The organism is Methylobacterium aquaticum (assembly GCF_016804325.1).
GTDB classification, from domain to species: Bacteria; Pseudomonadota; Alphaproteobacteria; order Rhizobiales; family Beijerinckiaceae; genus Methylobacterium; species Methylobacterium aquaticum_C.
This window is the reverse complement of record NZ_CP043627.1, coordinates 5871751-5890207: the sequence shown is the minus strand read 5'-3', so window position 1 is coordinate 5890207 and position 18457 is coordinate 5871751. Positions and strand designations below refer to the sequence as shown.

General features: G+C 70.3%; 18 protein-coding genes and 1 pseudogene. 6 read left to right on the top strand and 13 right to left on the bottom strand.

The annotated features are described in order from the left end of the window. Positions 1-72 precede the first annotated feature (72 nt). The 6 genes from F1D61_RS27085 to F1D61_RS27060 all read right to left on the bottom strand — a co-directional run bounded on the left by F1D61_RS27085 (position 73) and on the right by F1D61_RS27060 (position 5552). Complete coding sequence (locus F1D61_RS27085) at positions 73-792, bottom strand: ABC transporter ATP-binding protein (RefSeq protein WP_203155193.1); 720 nt, start codon at positions 790-792, stop codon at positions 73-75. Next, positions 789-1598 (bottom strand): ABC transporter ATP-binding protein, encoded by an 810-nt coding sequence (locus tag F1D61_RS27080; RefSeq protein WP_203155192.1) that lies wholly within the window; start codon positions 1596-1598, stop codon positions 789-791. The genes F1D61_RS27085 and F1D61_RS27080 overlap by 4 nt, the downstream gene beginning before the upstream one ends. Before the next feature lie 5 nt (positions 1599-1603). After that, positions 1604-2443 carry a branched-chain amino acid ABC transporter permease gene (locus F1D61_RS27075; RefSeq protein ID WP_203155191.1) on the bottom strand — a complete coding sequence of 280 codons (840 nt, stop codon included), beginning with the start codon at positions 2441-2443 and terminating at the stop codon, positions 1604-1606. Between the two features lie 6 nt (positions 2444-2449). Then, positions 2450-3331, bottom strand: coding sequence for a branched-chain amino acid ABC transporter permease (locus F1D61_RS27070; protein WP_203155190.1), 882 nt, complete (start codon positions 3329-3331; stop codon positions 2450-2452). A gap of 393 nt (positions 3332-3724) precedes the next feature. Then, a complete protein-coding gene (locus F1D61_RS27065; protein ID WP_246775559.1) occupies positions 3725-4855 on the bottom strand; it encodes an ABC transporter substrate-binding protein in 1131 nt (376 codons plus the stop codon). A gap of 208 nt (positions 4856-5063) precedes the next feature. Beyond that, complete coding sequence (locus tag F1D61_RS27060) at positions 5064-5552, bottom strand: META domain-containing protein (RefSeq protein WP_203159304.1); 489 nt, start codon at positions 5550-5552, stop codon at positions 5064-5066. Positions 5553-5817: 265 nt separating this feature from the next. Between F1D61_RS27060 and F1D61_RS27055 the strand changes: the two genes are divergently transcribed. Continuing rightward, positions 5818-6111 (top strand): helix-turn-helix domain-containing protein, encoded by a 294-nt coding sequence (locus F1D61_RS27055; RefSeq protein ID WP_246775558.1) that lies wholly within the window; start codon positions 5818-5820, stop codon positions 6109-6111. A gap of 282 nt (positions 6112-6393) precedes the next feature. Here F1D61_RS27055 and F1D61_RS27050 read toward each other — a convergent pair whose 3' ends face one another. The 5 genes and pseudogenes from F1D61_RS27050 to F1D61_RS27030 all read right to left on the bottom strand — a co-directional run bounded on the left by F1D61_RS27050 (position 6394) and on the right by F1D61_RS27030 (position 11383). Next, entirely contained in the window at positions 6394-7614 is a 1221-nt protein-coding gene (locus F1D61_RS27050) for an NAD(P)/FAD-dependent oxidoreductase (protein ID WP_203155188.1), read from the bottom strand. 45 nt (positions 7615-7659) lie between these two features. Then, a complete protein-coding gene (locus F1D61_RS27045) occupies positions 7660-8673 on the bottom strand; it encodes a zinc-dependent alcohol dehydrogenase family protein (protein ID WP_203155187.1) in 1014 nt (337 codons plus the stop codon). A gap of 196 nt (positions 8674-8869) precedes the next feature. Further along, positions 8870-9664, bottom strand: a complete 795-nt coding sequence (locus F1D61_RS27040; RefSeq protein WP_203155186.1) for an ABC transporter ATP-binding protein — start codon at positions 9662-9664, stop codon at positions 8870-8872. Then, positions 9664-10436, bottom strand: a pseudogene (locus F1D61_RS27035) (ABC transporter permease). Before F1D61_RS27035 ends, F1D61_RS27040 begins: the two are co-directional and overlap by 1 nt. A gap of 5 nt (positions 10437-10441) precedes the next feature. Then, positions 10442-11383, bottom strand: coding sequence for an ABC transporter substrate-binding protein (locus F1D61_RS27030; protein ID WP_203155185.1), 942 nt, complete (start codon positions 11381-11383; stop codon positions 10442-10444). 197 nt (positions 11384-11580) lie between these two features. Between F1D61_RS27030 and F1D61_RS27025 the strand changes: the two genes are divergently transcribed. Continuing rightward, positions 11581-12612, top strand: coding sequence for an SDR family oxidoreductase (locus F1D61_RS27025; RefSeq protein ID WP_203155184.1), 1032 nt, complete (start codon positions 11581-11583; stop codon positions 12610-12612). 340 nt (positions 12613-12952) lie between these two features. Here the strand turns inward: F1D61_RS27025 and tyrS are convergent, their stop codons facing one another. After that, complete coding sequence (tyrS, locus tag F1D61_RS27020; protein ID WP_203155183.1) at positions 12953-14227, bottom strand: tyrosine--tRNA ligase; 1275 nt, start codon at positions 14225-14227, stop codon at positions 12953-12955. A gap of 129 nt (positions 14228-14356) precedes the next feature. Here tyrS and F1D61_RS27015 point away from each other — a divergent pair, with 129 nt between their 5' ends. The 3 genes from F1D61_RS27015 (at position 14357) to trhA (ending at position 17476) form a co-directional block, all read left to right on the top strand. Continuing rightward, entirely contained in the window at positions 14357-15496 is a 1140-nt protein-coding gene (locus F1D61_RS27015) for an anhydro-N-acetylmuramic acid kinase (RefSeq protein ID WP_203155182.1), read from the top strand. Between the two features lie 61 nt (positions 15497-15557). Then, a complete protein-coding gene (locus F1D61_RS27010; RefSeq protein ID WP_203155181.1) occupies positions 15558-16658 on the top strand; it encodes a COX15/CtaA family protein in 1101 nt (366 codons plus the stop codon). A gap of 92 nt (positions 16659-16750) precedes the next feature. Beyond that, positions 16751-17476: a PAQR family membrane homeostasis protein TrhA gene (gene trhA, locus F1D61_RS27005; protein ID WP_203155180.1), complete on the top strand. Its 726-nt coding sequence runs from the start codon at positions 16751-16753 to the stop codon at positions 17474-17476. A 251-nt stretch (positions 17477-17727) separates the two neighbouring features. Here trhA and F1D61_RS27000 read toward each other — a convergent pair whose 3' ends face one another. Continuing rightward, positions 17728-17976 (bottom strand): hypothetical protein, encoded by a 249-nt coding sequence (locus tag F1D61_RS27000; protein ID WP_203155179.1) that lies wholly within the window; start codon positions 17974-17976, stop codon positions 17728-17730. Between the two features lie 230 nt (positions 17977-18206). Here F1D61_RS27000 and F1D61_RS26995 point away from each other — a divergent pair, with 230 nt between their 5' ends. Next, entirely contained in the window at positions 18207-18422 is a 216-nt protein-coding gene (locus F1D61_RS26995) for a hypothetical protein (RefSeq protein WP_203155178.1), read from the top strand. The last annotated feature ends 35 nt before the right edge of the window (positions 18423-18457 follow it).

Genomic DNA, 18457 nt, shown 5'->3' with positions numbered 1-18457 from the left:
CGCGGCCCCGGGATGACGCGGAGGGTGGCAGGACCGTCGCGCGACCCGAAACTCGCTCGGACGCGCCGGTCCTCAAACCCCCAGATACGCCGCCGTCACCTCCGGGTTGCGGGCGATCTCCGCCGCCTGGCCCTGCAGCCGGATCCGGCCGGTCTCGAGCACGTAGGCGTAATCGGCGATGGCGAGTGCTGCGCTGGCATTCTGCTCGACCAGCAGGATGGTGCGCCCCTCCGCCCGCAACGACGCGATGATCGAGAAGATCTCGTCGACGATCAGCGGGGCGAGGCCCATCGAGGGCTCGTCGAGGAGGAGAAGGACCGGCTCGGCCATGAGGGCGCGTCCCATCGCCAGCATCTGCTGCTCGCCGCCCGAGAGGTAGCCCGCCTGCTGGCGCAGGCGCTCGGCGAGGCGGGGAAAGCGCGCCTCGACCGCCGCCTGCCGCCGCGCCGCTTCCGGGCCCGGGACATGGTAGGCGCCGAGCCGCAGGTTCTCGGCCACCGTCATGTTGGCGAAGACCTGACGGCCCTCCGGCACCTGGACGATGCCGCGCCGGGCGATGCGGTGGGCCGCCTCGCCGGCGATGTCGACGGGAGAGTCGTCGCCGAACATCACCCGTCCGGCCCGGGGTTTCATCAGGCCCGACAGGCTGCGCAGGATAGTGGTCTTGCCGGCGCCGTTCGAGCCGATCAGCGACACGATGCTGCCGCGTCGCACCGACAGGCCGATGCCGTGGACCACGTCGGCCCGGCCGTAGCCGAGGCGCAGGCCCTCGACCGCGAGAAGCTCGGTCACGATACGGCTCCCCGGCTGACGCTGACATCGTGGCTGCCGGTGCCGAGATAGGCCTCGATCACCGCCGGATGGGCACGCACCTCCGCGGGCGTGCCGTCGGCGATCCGGCGGCCGAAATTCAGGACCGTCAGGCGGTCGCACAGGCTCATCACCAGGGGCATGTCATGCTCGACGAGCAGCAGGGTCAGGCCGCGCTCGTCGCGGAGCCGCCGCAGGAGGCCGAGCAGCGCGTGGGTTTCGGCCGGGTTCATGCCGGCGGCGGGCTCGTCGAGGAGGACGAGGCGCGGCTCGCAGGCGAGCGCCCGGGCGATCTCGAGCCGGCGCTGATCGCCGTAGGGCAGGTCGCCGGCGCGGGTATCGGCGGCGTCGATCAGGCCGACGAAGGTCAGGAGGTCGCGGGCCTTGGCCTTGGCCTGGCGCTCCTCGGCGCGGAAGCCCGGCCCGCGCAGCAGGACGCCCCAGGTCGAGGAGAGCCGCGTGTGCAGGCCCGTCATCACGTTCTCCAGCACCGTCATCTCGGAGAAGATGCGGATGTTCTGGAACGTGCGGGCGAGGCCGAGCGCGGTGCGCCGGTAGGGCGGCAGCCCGTCGAGGGGCTGGTCGCCGAGGCGGACGCTGCCGGCGCTGGGGCTGAGCACCCCGGAGACGAGGTTGAACAGGGTGGTCTTGCCGGCGCCGTTCGGGCCGATCAGCCCGTGGACGGTGCCGGGCTGGACCGCGAAGTCGACCGAATCGACCGCGACGAGGCCCTGGAAGCGGCGGGTGAGACCCTGGACGGTGAGGAGAGCCGGATTCTGCTGAGTCATGGCGGTCAGCCGGTCCGGGCGATGCGCCAGGGCAGGATGCCCCGCGGCATGAAGAGGACGGCGAGCACGATGATCAGGCCGTTCACCATCAGGCGGAAATCGGCGAGCGGCCGCAGCACCTCCGGCAGCAGGGTCAGGATGGTCGAGCCGAGCACCGGCGCCAGCGGCGATCCGATGCCGCCCAGCAGCGCGTAGCTCAGGATCGTCACCGCGGCCTCGAACCCGTACTCGTTGGGGCCGATGAACGAGGAGACGTGGGCCGAGAGGCAGCCCGCCACCCCGGCCATGGCCGAGGAGACGACCAGCGCCACCAGCCGGTAGCGCGGCAGGTTCACCCCCATCACCCCGGCGGCGGCCTCGTCCTCGCGCATCGCCTCCATCGCGCGGCCGATGCGGGAGCGCGCCACCAGCGTCAGGCCGATCAGCAGGACCGCCAGCGTGCCGTAGATCGCCGGCACGCCGCCGCGCTCCGGGATGCTGGAGAGGCCGAGCGCCCCGCCGGCATAGTCCCAGTTCAGGAACACGATGCGGGTGATCTCCCCGAGCCCGATCGTCGCGATGGCGAGATAGACGCCGGTGAGCCGGAGCGTCGGCCCGCCGACCACCAGCGCCAGGAGGGCCGGCACCACCGCCGAGGCCGCCATCGACACGGCGAAGGGCGTGCCGAACTTCACCGAGAGGAGCGCGCCGGTATAGGCGCCGACGCCCATGAAGGCGGCCTGTCCCAGCGAGAGCTGGCCCACCGCCAGCACCACGTAGACCGACAGGGCCAGGATGCCGTTCACCCCGATCCCGTGGATCAGGCTCTGGTAGGTCCAGTAGAAGTCGTCGAGAGCTTCCCACATGGGTATCTAAGCCCGCTTGGCGGCGGCGCGGCCGAACAGGCCGAGCGGACGGAACCACAGGGTGGCGACGAGGAGCGCGAAGGCGATCATGTCCTTGAGGGTCGAGGAGAGGTAGGCGGCGGTGAGCACCTCGGCGAGGCCGAGCAGCAGGCCGGCCAGCAGCGCGCCGCGCAGGTCGCCGAGGCCGCCGACGATGATGACCGCGAAGCCCCGCAGCATCATGTGCTCGCCCATGAAGGGCTGGATGGCATTGAAATTGAGCCCGACGAGCACCCCCGCCGCGCCGCCGATGGCACCCGACAGGAACGACACCACCCGCAGCATCAGGGCACCGTTGATGCCCATGAGCGCCGCCGCGTCCGGGTTCTCGGCCACCGCCCGGATGGCGAGCCCGATCCGCGAGCCGCGCACCAGCGCCAGGAGTGCCAGCATCAACACGATCGCGGCGGCGAGGATCAGGATCTGCGTGGTCCCCACCCGCACGTCGCCGAGGCTGTAGGCGCCGCCCGAAAACACCTCCGCGGGAAAGCGCCGGATCTCGGTGCCGAGCGCCGCCGCCATGCCGGCATAGAGAAAGAGCGTGGCCCCCAGCGTCACCATCAGCGAGGCGAGCTCGGGCGCCTTCGCCTTGCGCAGGCGGGTGAGGAGCAGCGTGTCGAGGAGGACCGCGACGAGGCCGGCGATCAGCGCGCCAACCGGCAGGGCCGCCCAGATCGGCAGCCCGGCCCATTGCGTGCTCCAGAGCGCCGCGAAGGCACCGAGCGCGAAATACACCCCGTAGGTGAGGTTGATGACGCCCATCACCCCGAACATCAGCGTGAAGCCGATGGCGAAGAGGGCGTAGGTCGCGCCGAGCACGACGCCGTTGACGAGCTGCTGCTCAAGCATGGGGGCTGACGGATTTCGAAGGGCGCCCGGCGCCCGCTGCGGCCCGGCCCCGGGGCCGAACAGGATGGCGATGGCGCGACGTGGCCGATATCGCGCGGCGGGTCAATCGGGTGGGGGGCGGTAGGGCAGCACCAGAAAGGTAGAGCGCGGTTCCCCTCTCCCGTGTGGGAGAGGGGTTAGGGGTGAGGGTGCTACGGTTCTGAGTCAGGCTCCGACCGTTCCGCTGCCAGCACCACGCTCAGTGAGTCATGCGGAAGCGTGCGACCCTCGCGCGATCTTCGATCGCCCCTACCCCTCTCCCACACCTTGCAGCGATACCGGGCAAGCCCGGCATCGCCTGGAGAGGGGATCCCGCGCCATAGTCTCAGGCGAAGGTCGACAAAAACAGCAGGCTTACTGCAGCAGCTGGAACTTGCCGCCCTTCATCACCAGCACCACCACGCCGGACGTATCCGCCGGGTCGCGGCTGTCGGAGAAGGAGAACGGGCCCATCACGCCGGTATGCTTCACCTTGATCAGCGCGTCCTTGATCTTCTCAGAATCCGGCGCGCCGGCCGCGTCGATCGCCTTGGCGACGATGAACAGCGTGTCGTAGGCCTGGGCCGCGAACTGGTCGGGCAGGTCGCCGCCGTACTTGTCCTTGAAGGCGTTGACGAAGGCCTGGTTCGCCGCATCCGGCTTGCCGATGAACCACGGGCTGCCGACCAGCGTGCCGTCCGCCGCCTTGCCGGCGATGTCGCCGAGCTTGGGCGAGTTCAGGCCGTTGCCGCCGATGAAGAACACCTTGTCGGGGATGCCGAGCTGGCGCGCCTGCAATTCGATGCCCGAGGCCGCCTCGACCAGGGCCGACAGCACGATCGCGTCCGGGTTCAGCGCCTTGATCTTGGTGAGCTGGGCGGAAAAGTCCGAATCCTTGGCGCCGAAGGTCTCGGTGGTCAGGGTCTCGATGCCGAGCTTCTCGAGCGAGGCCTTCATCACGTCGTAGGCCGACTTGGTGAAGGCGTCGTCGTTGCCGTACATCACGGCGACGCGCTTGATGCCGAACTTGTCCTTGGCGGTCTTGAGTGTGACCGGGATGACGTCGGATTCCGGCAGCGAGGTGCGGAAGACGTAAGGGCCGATCGCCGTGATGCCGTTGGCGGTGGTCGAGGTGCCGACGATCGGTACCTTGCGCTCGTTGGCGACGGGGCCGGCGGCGAACATCTCGTTCGACAGGGTGGGGCCGAGGATCAGCGGGACCTTGTCGCGGCCGATCAGCTTGCGGGCGGCGTTGAGCGCCTGCTCCTTGGCGCCGGCCGAATCCTCGTAGGCGAGGGCGAGCGGCCGGCCGCCGAGCACGCCGCCGGCCTTGTTGATGTCGGTGAGCGCGAGGTCGAAGCCGCGCTGGATCGCGATGCCGTAGCGGCTGTTCGGCCCGGTCAGGATCTCGATCGCGCCGAGCTTCACCGGCGACTTGTCCTGCGCCTGCGCGCCGGCCAGACTGCCGCCCAGCAGCGCCGCCGCCAGCAGCATTCTCCTCGACATCGACCGCATCCCGGTTCCTCCTCGCAATCCGCTGTTCTGATTGGGCCGCGCCTCGGCGCGGGCGGGGCCCGGACCGTCGCGCTGGACGAGAGAGCGCCTTAAAGCACTGGAGCGCGGCGGTAAATCGTTTCTCCCGGCCGCGCACATGCGCGAACGGCCCCGCCGAGGGGCGGGGCCGTCCTGACATGCGGCGAAAGGATGATGGTCGTCAGAGCGCGCGGTCGAAGCGCAGCTCGCCGGCCTGGCTCTTGATCACCAGCTGCGAGCCGACGATGTCCCACTGGCCCGAGGTGCGCAACGCGGTGAGGAACTGCATCTCGGAGGTGCCGATCGCCTTGTCGCAGTTGCGCTTGGTCAGCGCCAGCGGGCCGACCGCCAGGTGCTGCTCCTTGAGCGGGAAGGCGGTCGCCGCGAAGGTGTTGCAGCCGCCGAAGCCGCGGGCGCGGTACTGCTTGTCGATGATGAAGCTCGGCCGCTCGGCACCGGCGAAGGGCTTGCCGTTGAGGCTCACCGCCGTCCAGGTCGAATCGAGCGGGAAGATCTTTTCCTGGGCCTTCATCGGCGGGATGTATTGCGGCGCGTTGGCCTTGTCCCGGTTCTTCTGGCCGTAACCGAGCATGTTCTGCGCCGAAGCCTGCGTCGCCGACGCCAACAGCGCGACGGCACCGGCGGCCAGCGCAACCTGCATCGCCTTCATCGCATTCCCCATTCGTCTTGTCGTGTTGCGGCGGACCGTAGAGAGGCCCCCCTGCGCCTGCAACCCTGGCCGCAGGCGGGGAGGCCCCGGATCGGCATCTTGCCGACGACTGTTGCATTTATGCGGCGAGCTTGGCCGTAATGTGGCACGACTCGCGAAAGCTTGTCGGTGTGGCAACGAAAGCGGGACCTCGCCGTTAGCCAGCACGACGCCGCGACGGCCGCGGCGGGGAAGGGCCACCTGAGAGAGCGGGGGACAGGATTCAGTGAACGGCGCAGACGACATCACGGCGGCGCAGCTGCGCCGGGCACGCGACCTGCTGGGCTGGTCGGAGGACGATCTGGCCCTGCGCGCCAACGTCGACGCGGAGGGGATCCGCCAGTTCGAGGCCGGCCGCTACCCTCCCTCCGCCGAGCAGCGGGCCGCGATCCGCGGCGCCGTCATGGCCGCCGGGGTCGAGCTGACCGACGGCGCCTATCCGGATGCCCGGCTGCGCCCGGACGATGCGCCGGACAAGGGCATCCACCCGAACGAACTCACCACCGAGAACGATCGCTGACCGGTGGGATGCGCCGCCGCCCGGCTCGCCTCGCGGGCGCGCAGGTCGGGATCCGCTGTCTGACGATCGCGGTCGGCATCGTGTCGTGAGGCCGGTCCGCGTCATGGAACACCCGTCATCGGTCGCGGAGTTCGGCGGCGGGTCCGTCTCCATCGCGACGACGCAGGGAGTCGTCCGCACCGTCTCGCGGGCGGCCACCGCCACCGGTGCGGTGACGGTCCATGCCGGCAGAGACCATCGCGGGCATCTCCGGGCGGAGGTGGCGCGACGGAGTATCGGCTCTCAGCCGAGCGCGAAGGCCTTCAGGTCGAAGCCGGGATCCGCCGCCTGCTCGGGCGTCGGGCTCCGCCCGGCCTGGAGCAGGCGGCGGGCGATCATGTGGTCGGCCGGACGGTTGAGCGATTCGACGCCGGCGAGGCGCCCGGCCCGGTAGCAGAACACCGAGGCCCCTCCTTGCCCGGGGTCGCCCCGGCGCACGGCGAGGTCGTGCGGCTGGCACAGGCCGGCGATCTGGAGCTTGAGCGGGCCCTGGTCGCTCCAGAACCACGGCACCGCCGTGAAGGCGGCGGACCGGCCGGTGAGGCGGGCGGCGACGCAGCGCGCGCCGTCGACGGCGTTCTGGACCGATTCGATCCGCACCCGGGCGCCGTCGGCATGCGGCGAGGGGAAGCTGGCGCAATCGCCGATCGCCGAGACCGCTGGATCCTCGCTCGCCAGCATCGCGTCGACGGCGACCCCGTTTTCGACCCGCAAGCCCGCCGCCCTCGCCAGATCGTCGTTGGGCAGCACGCCGATGCCGACGAGGACGAGATCGGCCGCGACCTCGCGCCCATCCGCCAGGGCCACGGCCCGGACGCGATCCGGCCCGACCAGCCCCGCGACCGCGCTGCCGAACAGGAAGCGCGTGCTCGCCGCAGCATGCGAGATCTCGATCAGCGCCGCCATGGCGGGCGAGACCGAACGGGCGAGGGGACGGTCCAGCCCCTCGATCACCGTGACGGGAATCCCCTTCTGGGCGCAGATCGCCGCGAATTCGAGCCCGATGAAGCCTGCCCCCACCACCGCCACCGCCCGCGCCCTGGCAAGCGCGGCCTTCAGGGCGTCGGCCTCGGCGAGGGTGCGCAGCTGGTGGACGCCCGGCAGATCGGCGCCGGGGACCGGCAGCGGCCGGTTGCGCGCGCCGGTCGCCAGGACGAGGTGGTCGTAAGGAAGCGCCTCGCCGGAGGCGAGGTGCAGGCGCCGTGCCGCGCGATCGATCGCCACCGTCCGCTCATCCGCGCGAAGGGTCAGGCGGTGCTCGGCGAAATAGGCCTCGGGCCTTAAGCACAGGCCCGCCGCATCGGTCTTGCCGAGCATGTAGGCCTTCGACAGGGGCGGCCGGCCATAGGGCAGGCCGGGCTCCTCGCCGACGAGGGTCACCGGGCCGGCATAGCCGTTCTCCCGCAAGGAGGCCCCGAGCTGAAAGCCGGCCTGGCCGGTGCCGACCACCACGATTCCGTTCATCGGCAGGACATAGCCCGGAAGCCGCAGCGCCGTCGAGCTTGCCCGCTACCAGGCGAGGCAGAGCTTGCCGAAATGGCCACCGTTCTCCTGGTGGCGAAACGCCTCGGGCAATTCGGCGAAGCCATAAGTCCGGTCGATGACCGGATGGATGCCAGTCCGGTCGAGGGCAGCGACGTAATCCTGCTGCTGGCGCCGGCTGCCGACGATCAGGCCCTGGAGCCGGGCCTGCTTGGCCATCAGCGCGGAGGTCGGCACCTCGCCGCCCCGCCCGGTGAGCACGCCGATGAGGGAGATGTGGCCGCCGACGCGCACCGCCTCGATCGACTGGGCGAGGGTGCCGGGCCCGCCGACCTCGACGATGTGATCGACGCCGACGCCCCCGGTCCAGTCGCGCACCGGCCGGCCCCAATCGGGATGGGTGCGGTAGTTCACCGTGTGGTCGGCGCCGAGGCTCCGCACCCGTTCGAGCTTGGCGTCGGAGGAGGAGGTGACGATGACGGCCGCCCCCATCGCCTTGGCGATCTGGAGCGCCGCGATCGAGACGCCGCCGGTGCCCAGCACCAGCACCGTGTCGCCGGCTTTCAGGCCGCCATCGGCGACGAGCGCCCGCCACGCCGTGAGGCCCGCGGTGGTGATGGTGGCGGATTCGGGCGCGCTCCAGCCGCGTGGCGCACGGGTGAAGGCGCCGACCGGCCGCACCGCGTGGGTGAGGGCGAAGCCGTCGACGCCGTCGCCGGGCACCTGCGCGAAGGTGCCGACCGGGGTCTGCGGCAGCCCGTCCGCCCAATGCGGGAAGAAGCACGAGACGACCGCATCGCCGGGGGCGAACTCGGTCACGCCGTCGCCCACCGCCTCGACCGTGCCGGCCCCGTCCGACATCAGGATCCGGCCGTCGGCGGCGGGGGAGCGCCCGCTCGCGACCAGCAGGTCGTGAAAGTTGAGCGAGGTCGCGTGGATCGCGACCCGGATCTCGCCGGGGCCGGGCTGCCCGGGATCGGGCCGTTCGGCGATCTCCAGCCGGTCGAGGCCGCCGGGTTTACGGACGACGAAGGCCTTCATGCGATCCTCCTGACCGGTCGCGCCGCCGGAGCGGGGGACGGGGTTTGCGCCAGGTGAGGCAGTTAGTTCATGGGGCCGGGGATTCGAGCGGGGGGGCGCGTATTTCGGGATGCCTCCCTCCCATCCTCCCCATCCGCTACCTCAGGATGAGGTTGAGGGTGGGAGAGAGCCCGAAATGAACCGCTGAAGATGGTTCTCAATGCTCCCGCGCCGCCAGTACCGCCTCCGCCCGGATCTCCTCGGTGAGCTGCGCCTTCAGCCGCGAGAATTCGGGGCTGGTCTTCACCGTGTAGTGGCGCGGATGGCCGAGATCGACCGGGACGTCGGCCTTGATCCGCCCGGGACGGGCCGTCATCACGATCACCCGTGAGGCCATGAAGATCGCCTCCTCGATGTCGTGGGTGACGAAGATCACGGTCTTGCGCTCGCGCTCCCAGATGCCGAGCAGGAGTTCCTGCATCAGCCCGCGGGTCTGGTTGTCGAGGGCGCCGAACGGCTCGTCGAGGAGCAGGATGGCGGGGTCGTTGGCGAGCGCCCGGGCGATGGCGGTGCGCTGCTGCATGCCGCCGGAGAGCTGCTTGGGATAATGCCCCTCGAAGCCGCGCAAGCCCACCTTGTCGATGTAGGACGCGACGATCTCGCGGCGCTCGGACAGCAGCACGCCGCGCTCGCGCAGGCCGAAGCCGATATTCTCGGCCACGGTGAGCCACGGGAACAGGGTGTAGGACTGGAACACCATGCCCCGGTCGGGGCCGGGCCCGCGCACCTCGCGGCCCTCGACCAGGACGCGGCCGGCGCTCGGCCGGTCGAGCCCGGCGATGATGCGCAGCAGCGTCGACTTCCCGCAGCCGGACGGGCCCAGGATGGTGATGAAGTCGTTCTTGGCGACCGTGAGGTCCGTGGGGCTCAGGGCCTGGACGGGCTTGGCGCCGCGGATGCCGGGGAAGACCCGCGCCACCCCCTCGACCGCGACTTCGAGATCGTCCCGCATCAGGCGAGCTTCCAGGGAAACAGGAACCGGTTGGCCGCCTTGAACAGGAAGTCCGAGACGAGGCCGATCAGCCCTATGACGATGATGCCGAAGATGATCTGCCCGGTGGCGAGCAGGGCCTGGCTCTCGATGATCATGTGGCCGATGCCGGACGACGAGCCGATCAGTTCGGCGACGATGACGTAGGTCCAGGCCCAGCCGAGCACGAGGCGCAGGATCTCGGCGATCTCGGGGGCGGTGGCCGGCAGCAGCACCCGGCGGATGATGCCGGCGTCGCTCGCCCCCAGCGTATAGGCCGCCTCGACGAGGTCGCGCCGGACCTGGCCGACCGCGACCGCGATCATCAGGATCAGCTGGAACACCGAGCCGATGAAGATGACGAGCAGCTTCTGCGTCTCGCCGATGCCGGCCCACAGGATCAGCAGCGGCACGAAGGCCGAGGCCGGCAGGTAGCGGGCGAAGGACACGAAGGGCTCGAAGAACGCCTCGACCGGCTTGTAGGCCCCCATCATCACGCCGAGCGGCACGGCGATCAGCGCGGCGAGCACGAAGCCGCCGAGGACCCGCCACACCGTGATGCCGATATCGGACAGGAAGTCGAACCGGGTCAGGAGCAGCCAGCCGTCCTGAACCATGGTGATCGGATCGGCCAGGAAGGTTTTTGGCACCAGCCCCCGAGGGTCGCGGCGGCCCACACCGCCACGAACAGCACGAAGAAGCTCAGGCCCAGCAGAACCTTTGCCGGGCCGCCGACCGGTTGCAGCGGGCGCAAGCCGGTCACTGCACGAAGCGCGGATCGGCGAGGCCGGCGATGTCCGGCTTCTGCCGGATCACGCCGATCTCGAGCAGCAGGTCGGCCGCCTGCTCGGAGAATTTCTGGTGCTCGCCGTTAAAGAACGCCTTGTTGGCGGCCCGGTCCTGCCAGCGCAGGAATTGCGCCGACTTGCCGAAGGCCTCACCGGTCTGCTTCACGTCGGCGCCCATGATGTCGTAGGACTTTTGCGGGTCCTTGGCGATCATGTCGAGCGCCTCGAAGTAGCTGTCGGCGAGCGCCTTGGCGGCCTTCGGGTTCTGGTCGAGGAATTCGGGCGTGCAGCCGAAGGTGTCCATCACCATCGGGTAGTCGAGGGTGGTGGCGATGATCTTGCCGGCCTGCGGCGCGGCGCGCACCGACGACAGGTAGGGCTCGTAGGTCATCGCGGCGTCGTTCTGGCCGGCGATGAAGGCCTGCGCCGCCGGGCCCGGCTCCAGGTTGACGACCTTCACGTCCTTGAGCGACAGGCCGTTGGCCTTGAGGATCCAGGCCAGCCCGAAATACGGCGCGGTGCCGGGCACGGAGGCCGCCACCGTCTTGCCCTTCAGGTCCTTGATCGACGAGACGTCGTTGCGCACGGCCAGCCCGTCGGCGCCGTAGGACTTGTCGAGCTGAAAAATCTGCTTCGTCGGCACGCCGTTGGCGTTCCACACTACCCAGGTCTCGACCGTGGTGGCGGCGCATTGCACGTCGCCGGAGCGGATCGCGAGGTGTCGGCTCGCCTGCGGGATCTTCTTCAGCGAAACGTCGAGGCCGTTCTTCTTGAAGATGCCGGCCTCCTTGGCCAGCGTGAGTGGCGCGAAGCCGGTCCAGCCGGACAGGCCGACGGTGACCTTGGTCTCCTGCGCGGCGGCCTGACCGGCCAGCGCGGCCGCGACCACCAAACCTGCGGCAACCGCCTTCATCACTCTCTCCCGCTCGCCTGCAAAAGCCCACCTGCCAAGCCTCGGGCCTTTCGTACCGTCGCCGGACCTTTGTGTATAGACATAAGAACGGGCAGCCTGCCCGCCGATCCGGCACCTTTCCCTGTCGGCGCGCACTGCACCCGAACGGCTCCGCGCGCGTTGTCGGGGCTGACGCAGGTGTCACGAGGAGCTTTCGGATGAGCGGAACAACGCGTCCCACCGTGGTGGTGACCGGCGGCAGCGCCGGGGTCGGGCGCGCGGTCGCGGTCGCCTTCGGGCGCCGGGGCTGGAATGTCGGCATCGTCGCACGGGGCCGGGCGGGGATCGCCGCGGCGGTCGACGAGGTGCGGGCGGTCGGGGGCCGGGCGCTGGGCTATCGGGCCGACGTCGCCGATCCGCGGGCGGTCGACCGGGCGGCGGATGCCTTTGCCGAGGAGTTCGGCGGCATCGACGTCTGGGTCAACAACGCCATGGTGACGGTCTATGCCGAGGTCGAGCAGATGAGCCCGGACGAGTTCCGGCGCGTCACCGAGGTCACCTATCTCGGGCAGGTCCACGGCACCCTGGCGGCCCTGCGCCACATGCGCGATTCGGATCGCGGCACCATCGTGCATGTCGGCTCGGCGCTCGCCTACCGGTCGATCCCGCTGCAATCGGCCTATTGCGCCGCCAAGTCGGCGGTGCGCGGCTTCGTCGACAGCCTGCGCACGGAATTGCTGCATCACCGCAGCGGTATCCGGCTCACCATGGTGCAGCTGCCGGCGGTGAACACGCCGCAATTCGACTGGGCCCGCTCGCGCCTGCCGCGCCGGCTCCAGCCGGTGCCGCCGATCTTCCAGCCCGAGGCGATCGCCGAGGAGATCGTCCGCGCCGCCCACGACGCGCCGCGCGAGCTCTGGATCGGCACGCCGTCCTGGCTCGCGATCCTCGGGGCGCAGGCCGCCCCGGCCTTCAGCGACCATTACCTCGCCCGCCACGGCTACCGGGGCGAGATGACGGGCCAGCCCGCCGACCGGGGACGGCCCGACAACCTGTACGACCCGGTCGATGCGCACCACGATCACGGCGCGCATGGCCGGTTCGACGGGCAGGCCAAGGGCAGCGTCGTCGCGGCGGACCCGATGTGGCTACATATCGGGATGATTGCGGCGGCGGGGCTGGTCGGCGGGGCGGCCCTGGCGGCGGCAAGGCGGAGCGGGCGGGGTGAGGTTCGCGGCGCCGGGGACTGAGGGGATCATGAGTCGGAGGAGATGACCCGCTATGCCCGCGGGCCCGTCCGAAGAAAATCGCTTGTAAAATCAAGCGCGGGATCCCCTCTCCCGTGTGGGAGAGGGGTAGGGGTGAGGGTGGAGACTGTGCCGTGTGATACTGAGAGCGTCGAGCTGCGCAGCTCGACGGTTCAGGACAATTGCGGAAACCGAGCCACCCTCACCCCCGGCCCCTCTCCCAAACGGGAGAGGGGAGACCCGCGCCTCTTCTCGTCTTGATTGCTTTTAATCTGTGTATGAGTAAAGGCCGGCTCCGGCATGGCGCACGCGGTATCACGCCCTCCACGCCGGAAAACCCGCCCTACACCACGCGCAACAACACGTGCTTCTTGCGCCCGAAGGACAGCTTCACCACGCCTTCCGGCGTCACGTCACCCGTGCCGATCACCGCGCGCTCGTCGGTGACGGGCGCGTCGTTGATCTTGAGGCCGCCGCTCTTTACCTGGCGCCGCGCCTCGCTGGTCGAGGGCACCAGGCCGGCATGATCCGGCCCGAAGGCCGAGAGCACGCCGAGGCCCGCTTCGATGACCGCGCGCGGCACCTCGACGGTCGGCAGGCTCTGGGCGAGCGCGCCCTCCTCGAAGGTGCGCCGCGCGGTCTCGGCGGCTCCTTCCGCCGCCTCGCGGCCGTGGAGGAGCGCGGTCGCCTCGGTGGCGAGCACCTTCTTGGCCTCGTTGATCTCCTGACCGCCAAGCGCCTCGAGCCGCGCCACCTCGTCGAGCGGCATCAGGGTGAACAGGCGCAGGAAGCGGCCGACATCCGCATCCTCGGTGTTGCGCCAGAACTGCCAGTACTCGTAGGGGCTCAGCATGTCCGGGTTGAGCCAGACCGCGCCGGAGGCCGTCTTGCCCATCTTGGCGCCGGACGCGGTCGTCATCAGCGGGCAGGTCAGGGCGTGGAGCTGCGGCGTGCCGAGGCGCCGGCCCAGATCGATGCCGGTGACGATGTTGCCCCACTGGTCCGAGCCGCCCATCTGCAGCGTCACGCCGTAGCGGCGGTTCAGCTCGGCGAAGTCGTAGGCCTGCAGGATCATGTAGTTGAATTCCAGGAACGACAGCTCCTGGTCGCGCTCCAGCCGCAGCCGCACGCTGTCCATCGACAGCATCCGGTTGACCGAGAAGTGCCGGCCGATGTCGCGCAGCATCTCGATGTAGTTGAGCGTGGTCAGCCACTCGGCGTTGTCGGCCATCAGCGCGGCGTTCGGGCCGGACCCGAAATCGAGGAAGCGCGAGAAGGTCTTGCCGATCTCGGTCTTGTTGGCCTCGATCTGGTCGAGCGTCAGGATCTTGCGGCTCTCGTCGCGGCCCGACGGGTCGCCGACGCGCGTCGTGCCGCCGCCCATCAGCGCCACCGGCTTGCCGCCGGTCGCCTGGAGCCAGTGCAGCATCATGATCGAGAGCAGGTGGCCGATATGCAGCGACGGCGCCGTGCAATCGTAGCCGACATAGGCCGTCAGCCGGCCCTCGCGGGCGGCCTCGTCCACGCCCGCGAAATCGGAGCATTGGTGGACGTAGCCGCGCTCGATGAGGACGCGGAGGAAGTCGGAACGCGGCGCGAAGTCGGTGGGCGCGGCCATGGTACTCTCGATCGGTCTCGTGAAGGGCGGCGGCCGCGACAGCGCGGTGCCGCCATGCTAGCTCCGTCGGAATCGGAACGGGTCGGTGCATAGCAAAGCCGGCCCCGAAAGGCACGGGGGCGATTCGGGATGACGATGCGGCGCGCGATCGGGCTGATGAGCGGCACCTCCCTCGACGGCGTCGACGTCGCGTTGATCGAGACCGACGGCGAGACGATCCGGGTCGAGCGCAGCGCCAACGGCTATCTCGAGCCCCTCGGCCCCACCGGCTACCGCGCCTATTCCGACGACGACCGGGCGCTCCTGCGCCAGGCGCTGATCGATTCCGAGGCCGTCACCGAGCGCAGCGAGCGGCCGGGATGCCTCGCCCAGGCCGAGGAGCTGGTGACCCGGCTCCATGCCGAGGCGGTCGAGAATTTTCTCTCCGAGAACGGCCTGACCGCCACCGACATCGACGTGATCGGCTTCCACGGCCAGACGGTGGTCCACCGGCCCGACCAGAAGATGAGCGTGCAGATCGGCGACGGCCGGGCGCTCAGCCGGCGGCTCGGCATCAAGGTGGTGTCGGACCTGCGCCACGCCGACATCGAGGCGGGCGGGCAGGGGGCACCGCTCGTGCCGGTGTTCCACCGGGCGCTCGCCCAGGCCTCGGGCTTCACCGACAGCCTCGGCATCCTCAACATCGGGGGCGTGGCCAACGCCACCCTGATCGCCCGCGACGGCCGGATCCTCGCCTTCGATACCGGGCCGGGCAACGCGCTGATCGACGACTGGATGCGCGAGCGCACCGGCCATGCCCTCGACGACAACGGCCGCACCGCCGCCCGCGGCCGGCCCGACGAGCCGTTGCTGGCCTGGCTGCTGATCCACCCGTTCTTCTCGCGCAAGCCGCCGAAGTCGCTCGACCGCAACTGGTTCTCGCACAAGCTCGCCGGCCAGCTCTCGACCGAGGACGGCGCCGCGACGCTCACCGCCTTCACGGCGCGCGCCGTCGCCCGCGCCCTCGACCACGCCGTCGAGGCGCCGACCCGCTGGATCGTCGCCGGCGGCGGAGCCCGCAACGGCGAGTTGCTGCGTCAACTCAACTACCACCTGCGCGCCGAGATCACGACGGCGGACGCGATCGGCTGGTCCTCCGCCTTCCTGGAAGCCCAGGCCTTCGCCTATCTGGCGGTGCGTTCGGTCGAGGGCCTGCCGATCACCTTCCCGTCGACCACCGGCGTCAGTCAGGCGATCAGCGGCGGCGTTTTGGCAAAGCCGGAAGAGTAAGAGCCGGTGCGGCACCGCAGGGCGTTGCGCACGACCCGCTCCCGCCGCTAATCGGGCGCGCATGAGCAGCACCTCGACCCTCAGCCTCGCCCCGGCCACGGCGCCCGTCGCCACGGCCCCCCGGTCCCGCCGCGCCGTGCGGACCTGGCTCTTCGTCATGGCCGCCCTGGTGATCGCGATGGTGGCGGTCGGCGGCGCGACGCGGCTGACCGGTTCCGGCCTGTCGATCACCGAGTGGAAGCCGGTCACGGGCGCCATCCCGCCGCTGTCGGGACAAGCCTGGGCCGAGGAATTCGCCAAGTACCAGGCGACGCCGCAATACAAGTTGCTCAACCAGGGCATGACCCTGTCGGATTTCCAGTTCATCTACGGCTGGGAATGGGGCCACCGGCTGCTCGGCCGGCTCATCGGTCTCGCCTTTTTCCTGCCGCTGCTGTTCTTCTGGTGGCGCGGCCAGCTCGACCGGCGCCTCGGCCTCAGCCTCCTCGGCCTCGGGGCGCTCGGCGGCCTGCAAGGGGCCGTGGGCTGGATCATGGTGGCGTCGGGCCTCCAGCCGGGCATGACCGCCGTGGCGCCGATCAAGCTCGCCCTGCACCTGACGCTGGCGAGCGCGATCTATGCCGGCCTCGTCTGGCTCGCCGCCGGGATCGACCGCAGGCGCGACGACATCGGGCCGGCGCGGCTCTCGCGGACGGCCCTCGTCCTGATGGGGCTGGTGCTGGTGCAGATCGCGCTCGGCGGCCTCGTCGCCGGCTCGAAGGCGGGGCTGACCTACAACACCTGGCCGCTGATGGACGGCAGCCTCGTCCCCACCGGCCTGTTCTCCGGCACGCCGTGGATCGAGAACTTCGTCGACAACATCACCCTGGTGCAGTTCAACCACCGGCTGACCGCCTACGCGCTCCTGGGTCTCGCCGTCTTCCACGCCGTCGACGCCCGGCGCAGGGCGCCCGGCACCGGCGCGGCGCGGCGCGCGACCGCGCTCGCCGGCCTCGTCGCCGCGCAGGCGATGCTCGGCATCGTCACCCTGCTCCTGGTGGTGCCGCTCTGGGCCGGCCTCGCCCACCAGATCGCCGCCATGCTGGTCCTCGGCATGGCGAGCGCCCATGCCCGGCTCTGCCGGGCGCCTCGGGCGCCTGCGGCGGCGCTGCGGGCGGCCTGAGCGTCGCGGGAGCGTTCGTCCCACGTTCATGCTCGCGCATTAACCTCGATCGACCGGGAGGCCGTCTCCCGTCGTCGAGGAGCGGAGGTCCGATGTCCGTGCAGGAGCAAGCCCTGACCCCATCCCCAGCCTCGAATGCCCGCTTCGCGCCCGACGGCCGGCCCCTGGGCCTCGTCTGGTCCTACACACCGCGCGAATTGCTGGCGGACGGCGTCGTCCACGTGGTCGGGGTCAGCCTCGGCGTGATCGGCGCCCTGGCCCTGACGATCAGCGCCGCGCTCTCGAAGCTCAGCCCCTCCGAGACGGCCTCGGTCGCCGTCTACGCCGCCGGCCTCGTGGCGATGCTCGGCACCTCGGCCGCCTACAACATGTGCCCGGTCGGCCGGCTGAAATGGCGCCTGCGCCGGGCCGACCACGCCACCATCTTCCTGATGATCGCCGGCACCTACACGCCGCTCGTGACCCTGGTCGGCACCGACAGCGTCGCCTTCGGCCTGCTCGCCGGGGTCTGGCTCGTGGCGGTGGTGGGCGCGCTCGTGAAGCTGACCCTTCCGGGCCGCTTCGACCGGCTGGCGATCGCGCTCTACCTGGCCCTCAGCTGGAGCGGCATCATGGCCTACGAGTCGGTCATGGCCGCCCTGTCGCCGCCGGCCCTGTGGCTGCTCGCCGCCGGCGGCGTGCTCTATTCCCTTGGGGTGATCTTCCACCTCTGGCGGCAATTGCCGTTCCAGAACGCGATCTGGCATTGCTTCGTGCTGGCGGCGGCCGCCTGCCATTACGGCGCGGTGTTCCGCAGCGTGCTCGATGCGGGGATGTGAGAAAGCAGGTCCATCGCGACAAAAGCCGAAGGGCCATGTCGAACCGCAGGTACGGATGCAACCCTCCGCGTCATCGCGGGGCTCGCCGCAGGCGAGAGCCCGGGATCCAGACACTCAGTTGCTCATAGAAAGAGTCTGGACGGGCCCAATTCTCGTCTGAACCATTCGCGATACTGGATTCCGGGCTCCGCTGCGCGGCCCCGGAATGACGCGGATGATTTCGAGACTGTCGAGCACATCGGAAAATTTGCTCAGAACGGCGTGTAGTCCCCACCATCCGTGATGGTGTCCAGCGCCCGCTCGATCGACGTCACGGCGTCCAGCACCATCTGCACCGTGCGCTCGGCCTCGGTGCGCGGCCGGCCGAGAGCGGCGGCGCGGGCGCCGATATCGTGCAGCTGCTCGGCGATCGTCACCAGGTCGGAAACGACCGACGCGGTGGCGCGGGCGGCGGCATCACGCGCCGGACGCGGGCGCAGCAGGGGAACGACGTTGCTCATCGGGCCGGACTCTCGCGCAAAGCCCGGGACTCCGCCAGCCGGAGAATCGCAGCCCTCCACACATTCCGCGCGGCGCGGCGCGGGGGGCACAGGGGCGGGGTTTACCGCCGCCGCAGGGCCCGGCGCCTTGACGGGGGGGCGGGAGCCGGGCACCCCGGCTGGACTGCCAGATCCAAAGCGCCCTCGATTCGACATCCGCGAGTCGGGAGGCCCGAACGCCAGGACCCTCCATGCGTCTCCTTCATGCCGCCGCGGCGCTCAGCCTCGCCTGCCTCGCCGGTGCCTGCACCAGCAGCGGTGACTCGCGCGGCACCGGGCTCGCCGAGAGCTTCGATTCCAAGAACTACGTGCGCTCGAACGACACCAACGGGACCCAGCGCCGGCCCGACGTGAACCGCGTCTTCACCCAGCCGTCGATCCCGAGCATCTCGAATCGCGGCTTCTGAAGACGGTGATCGGCGGCTGGAGCATCGCCCGATCG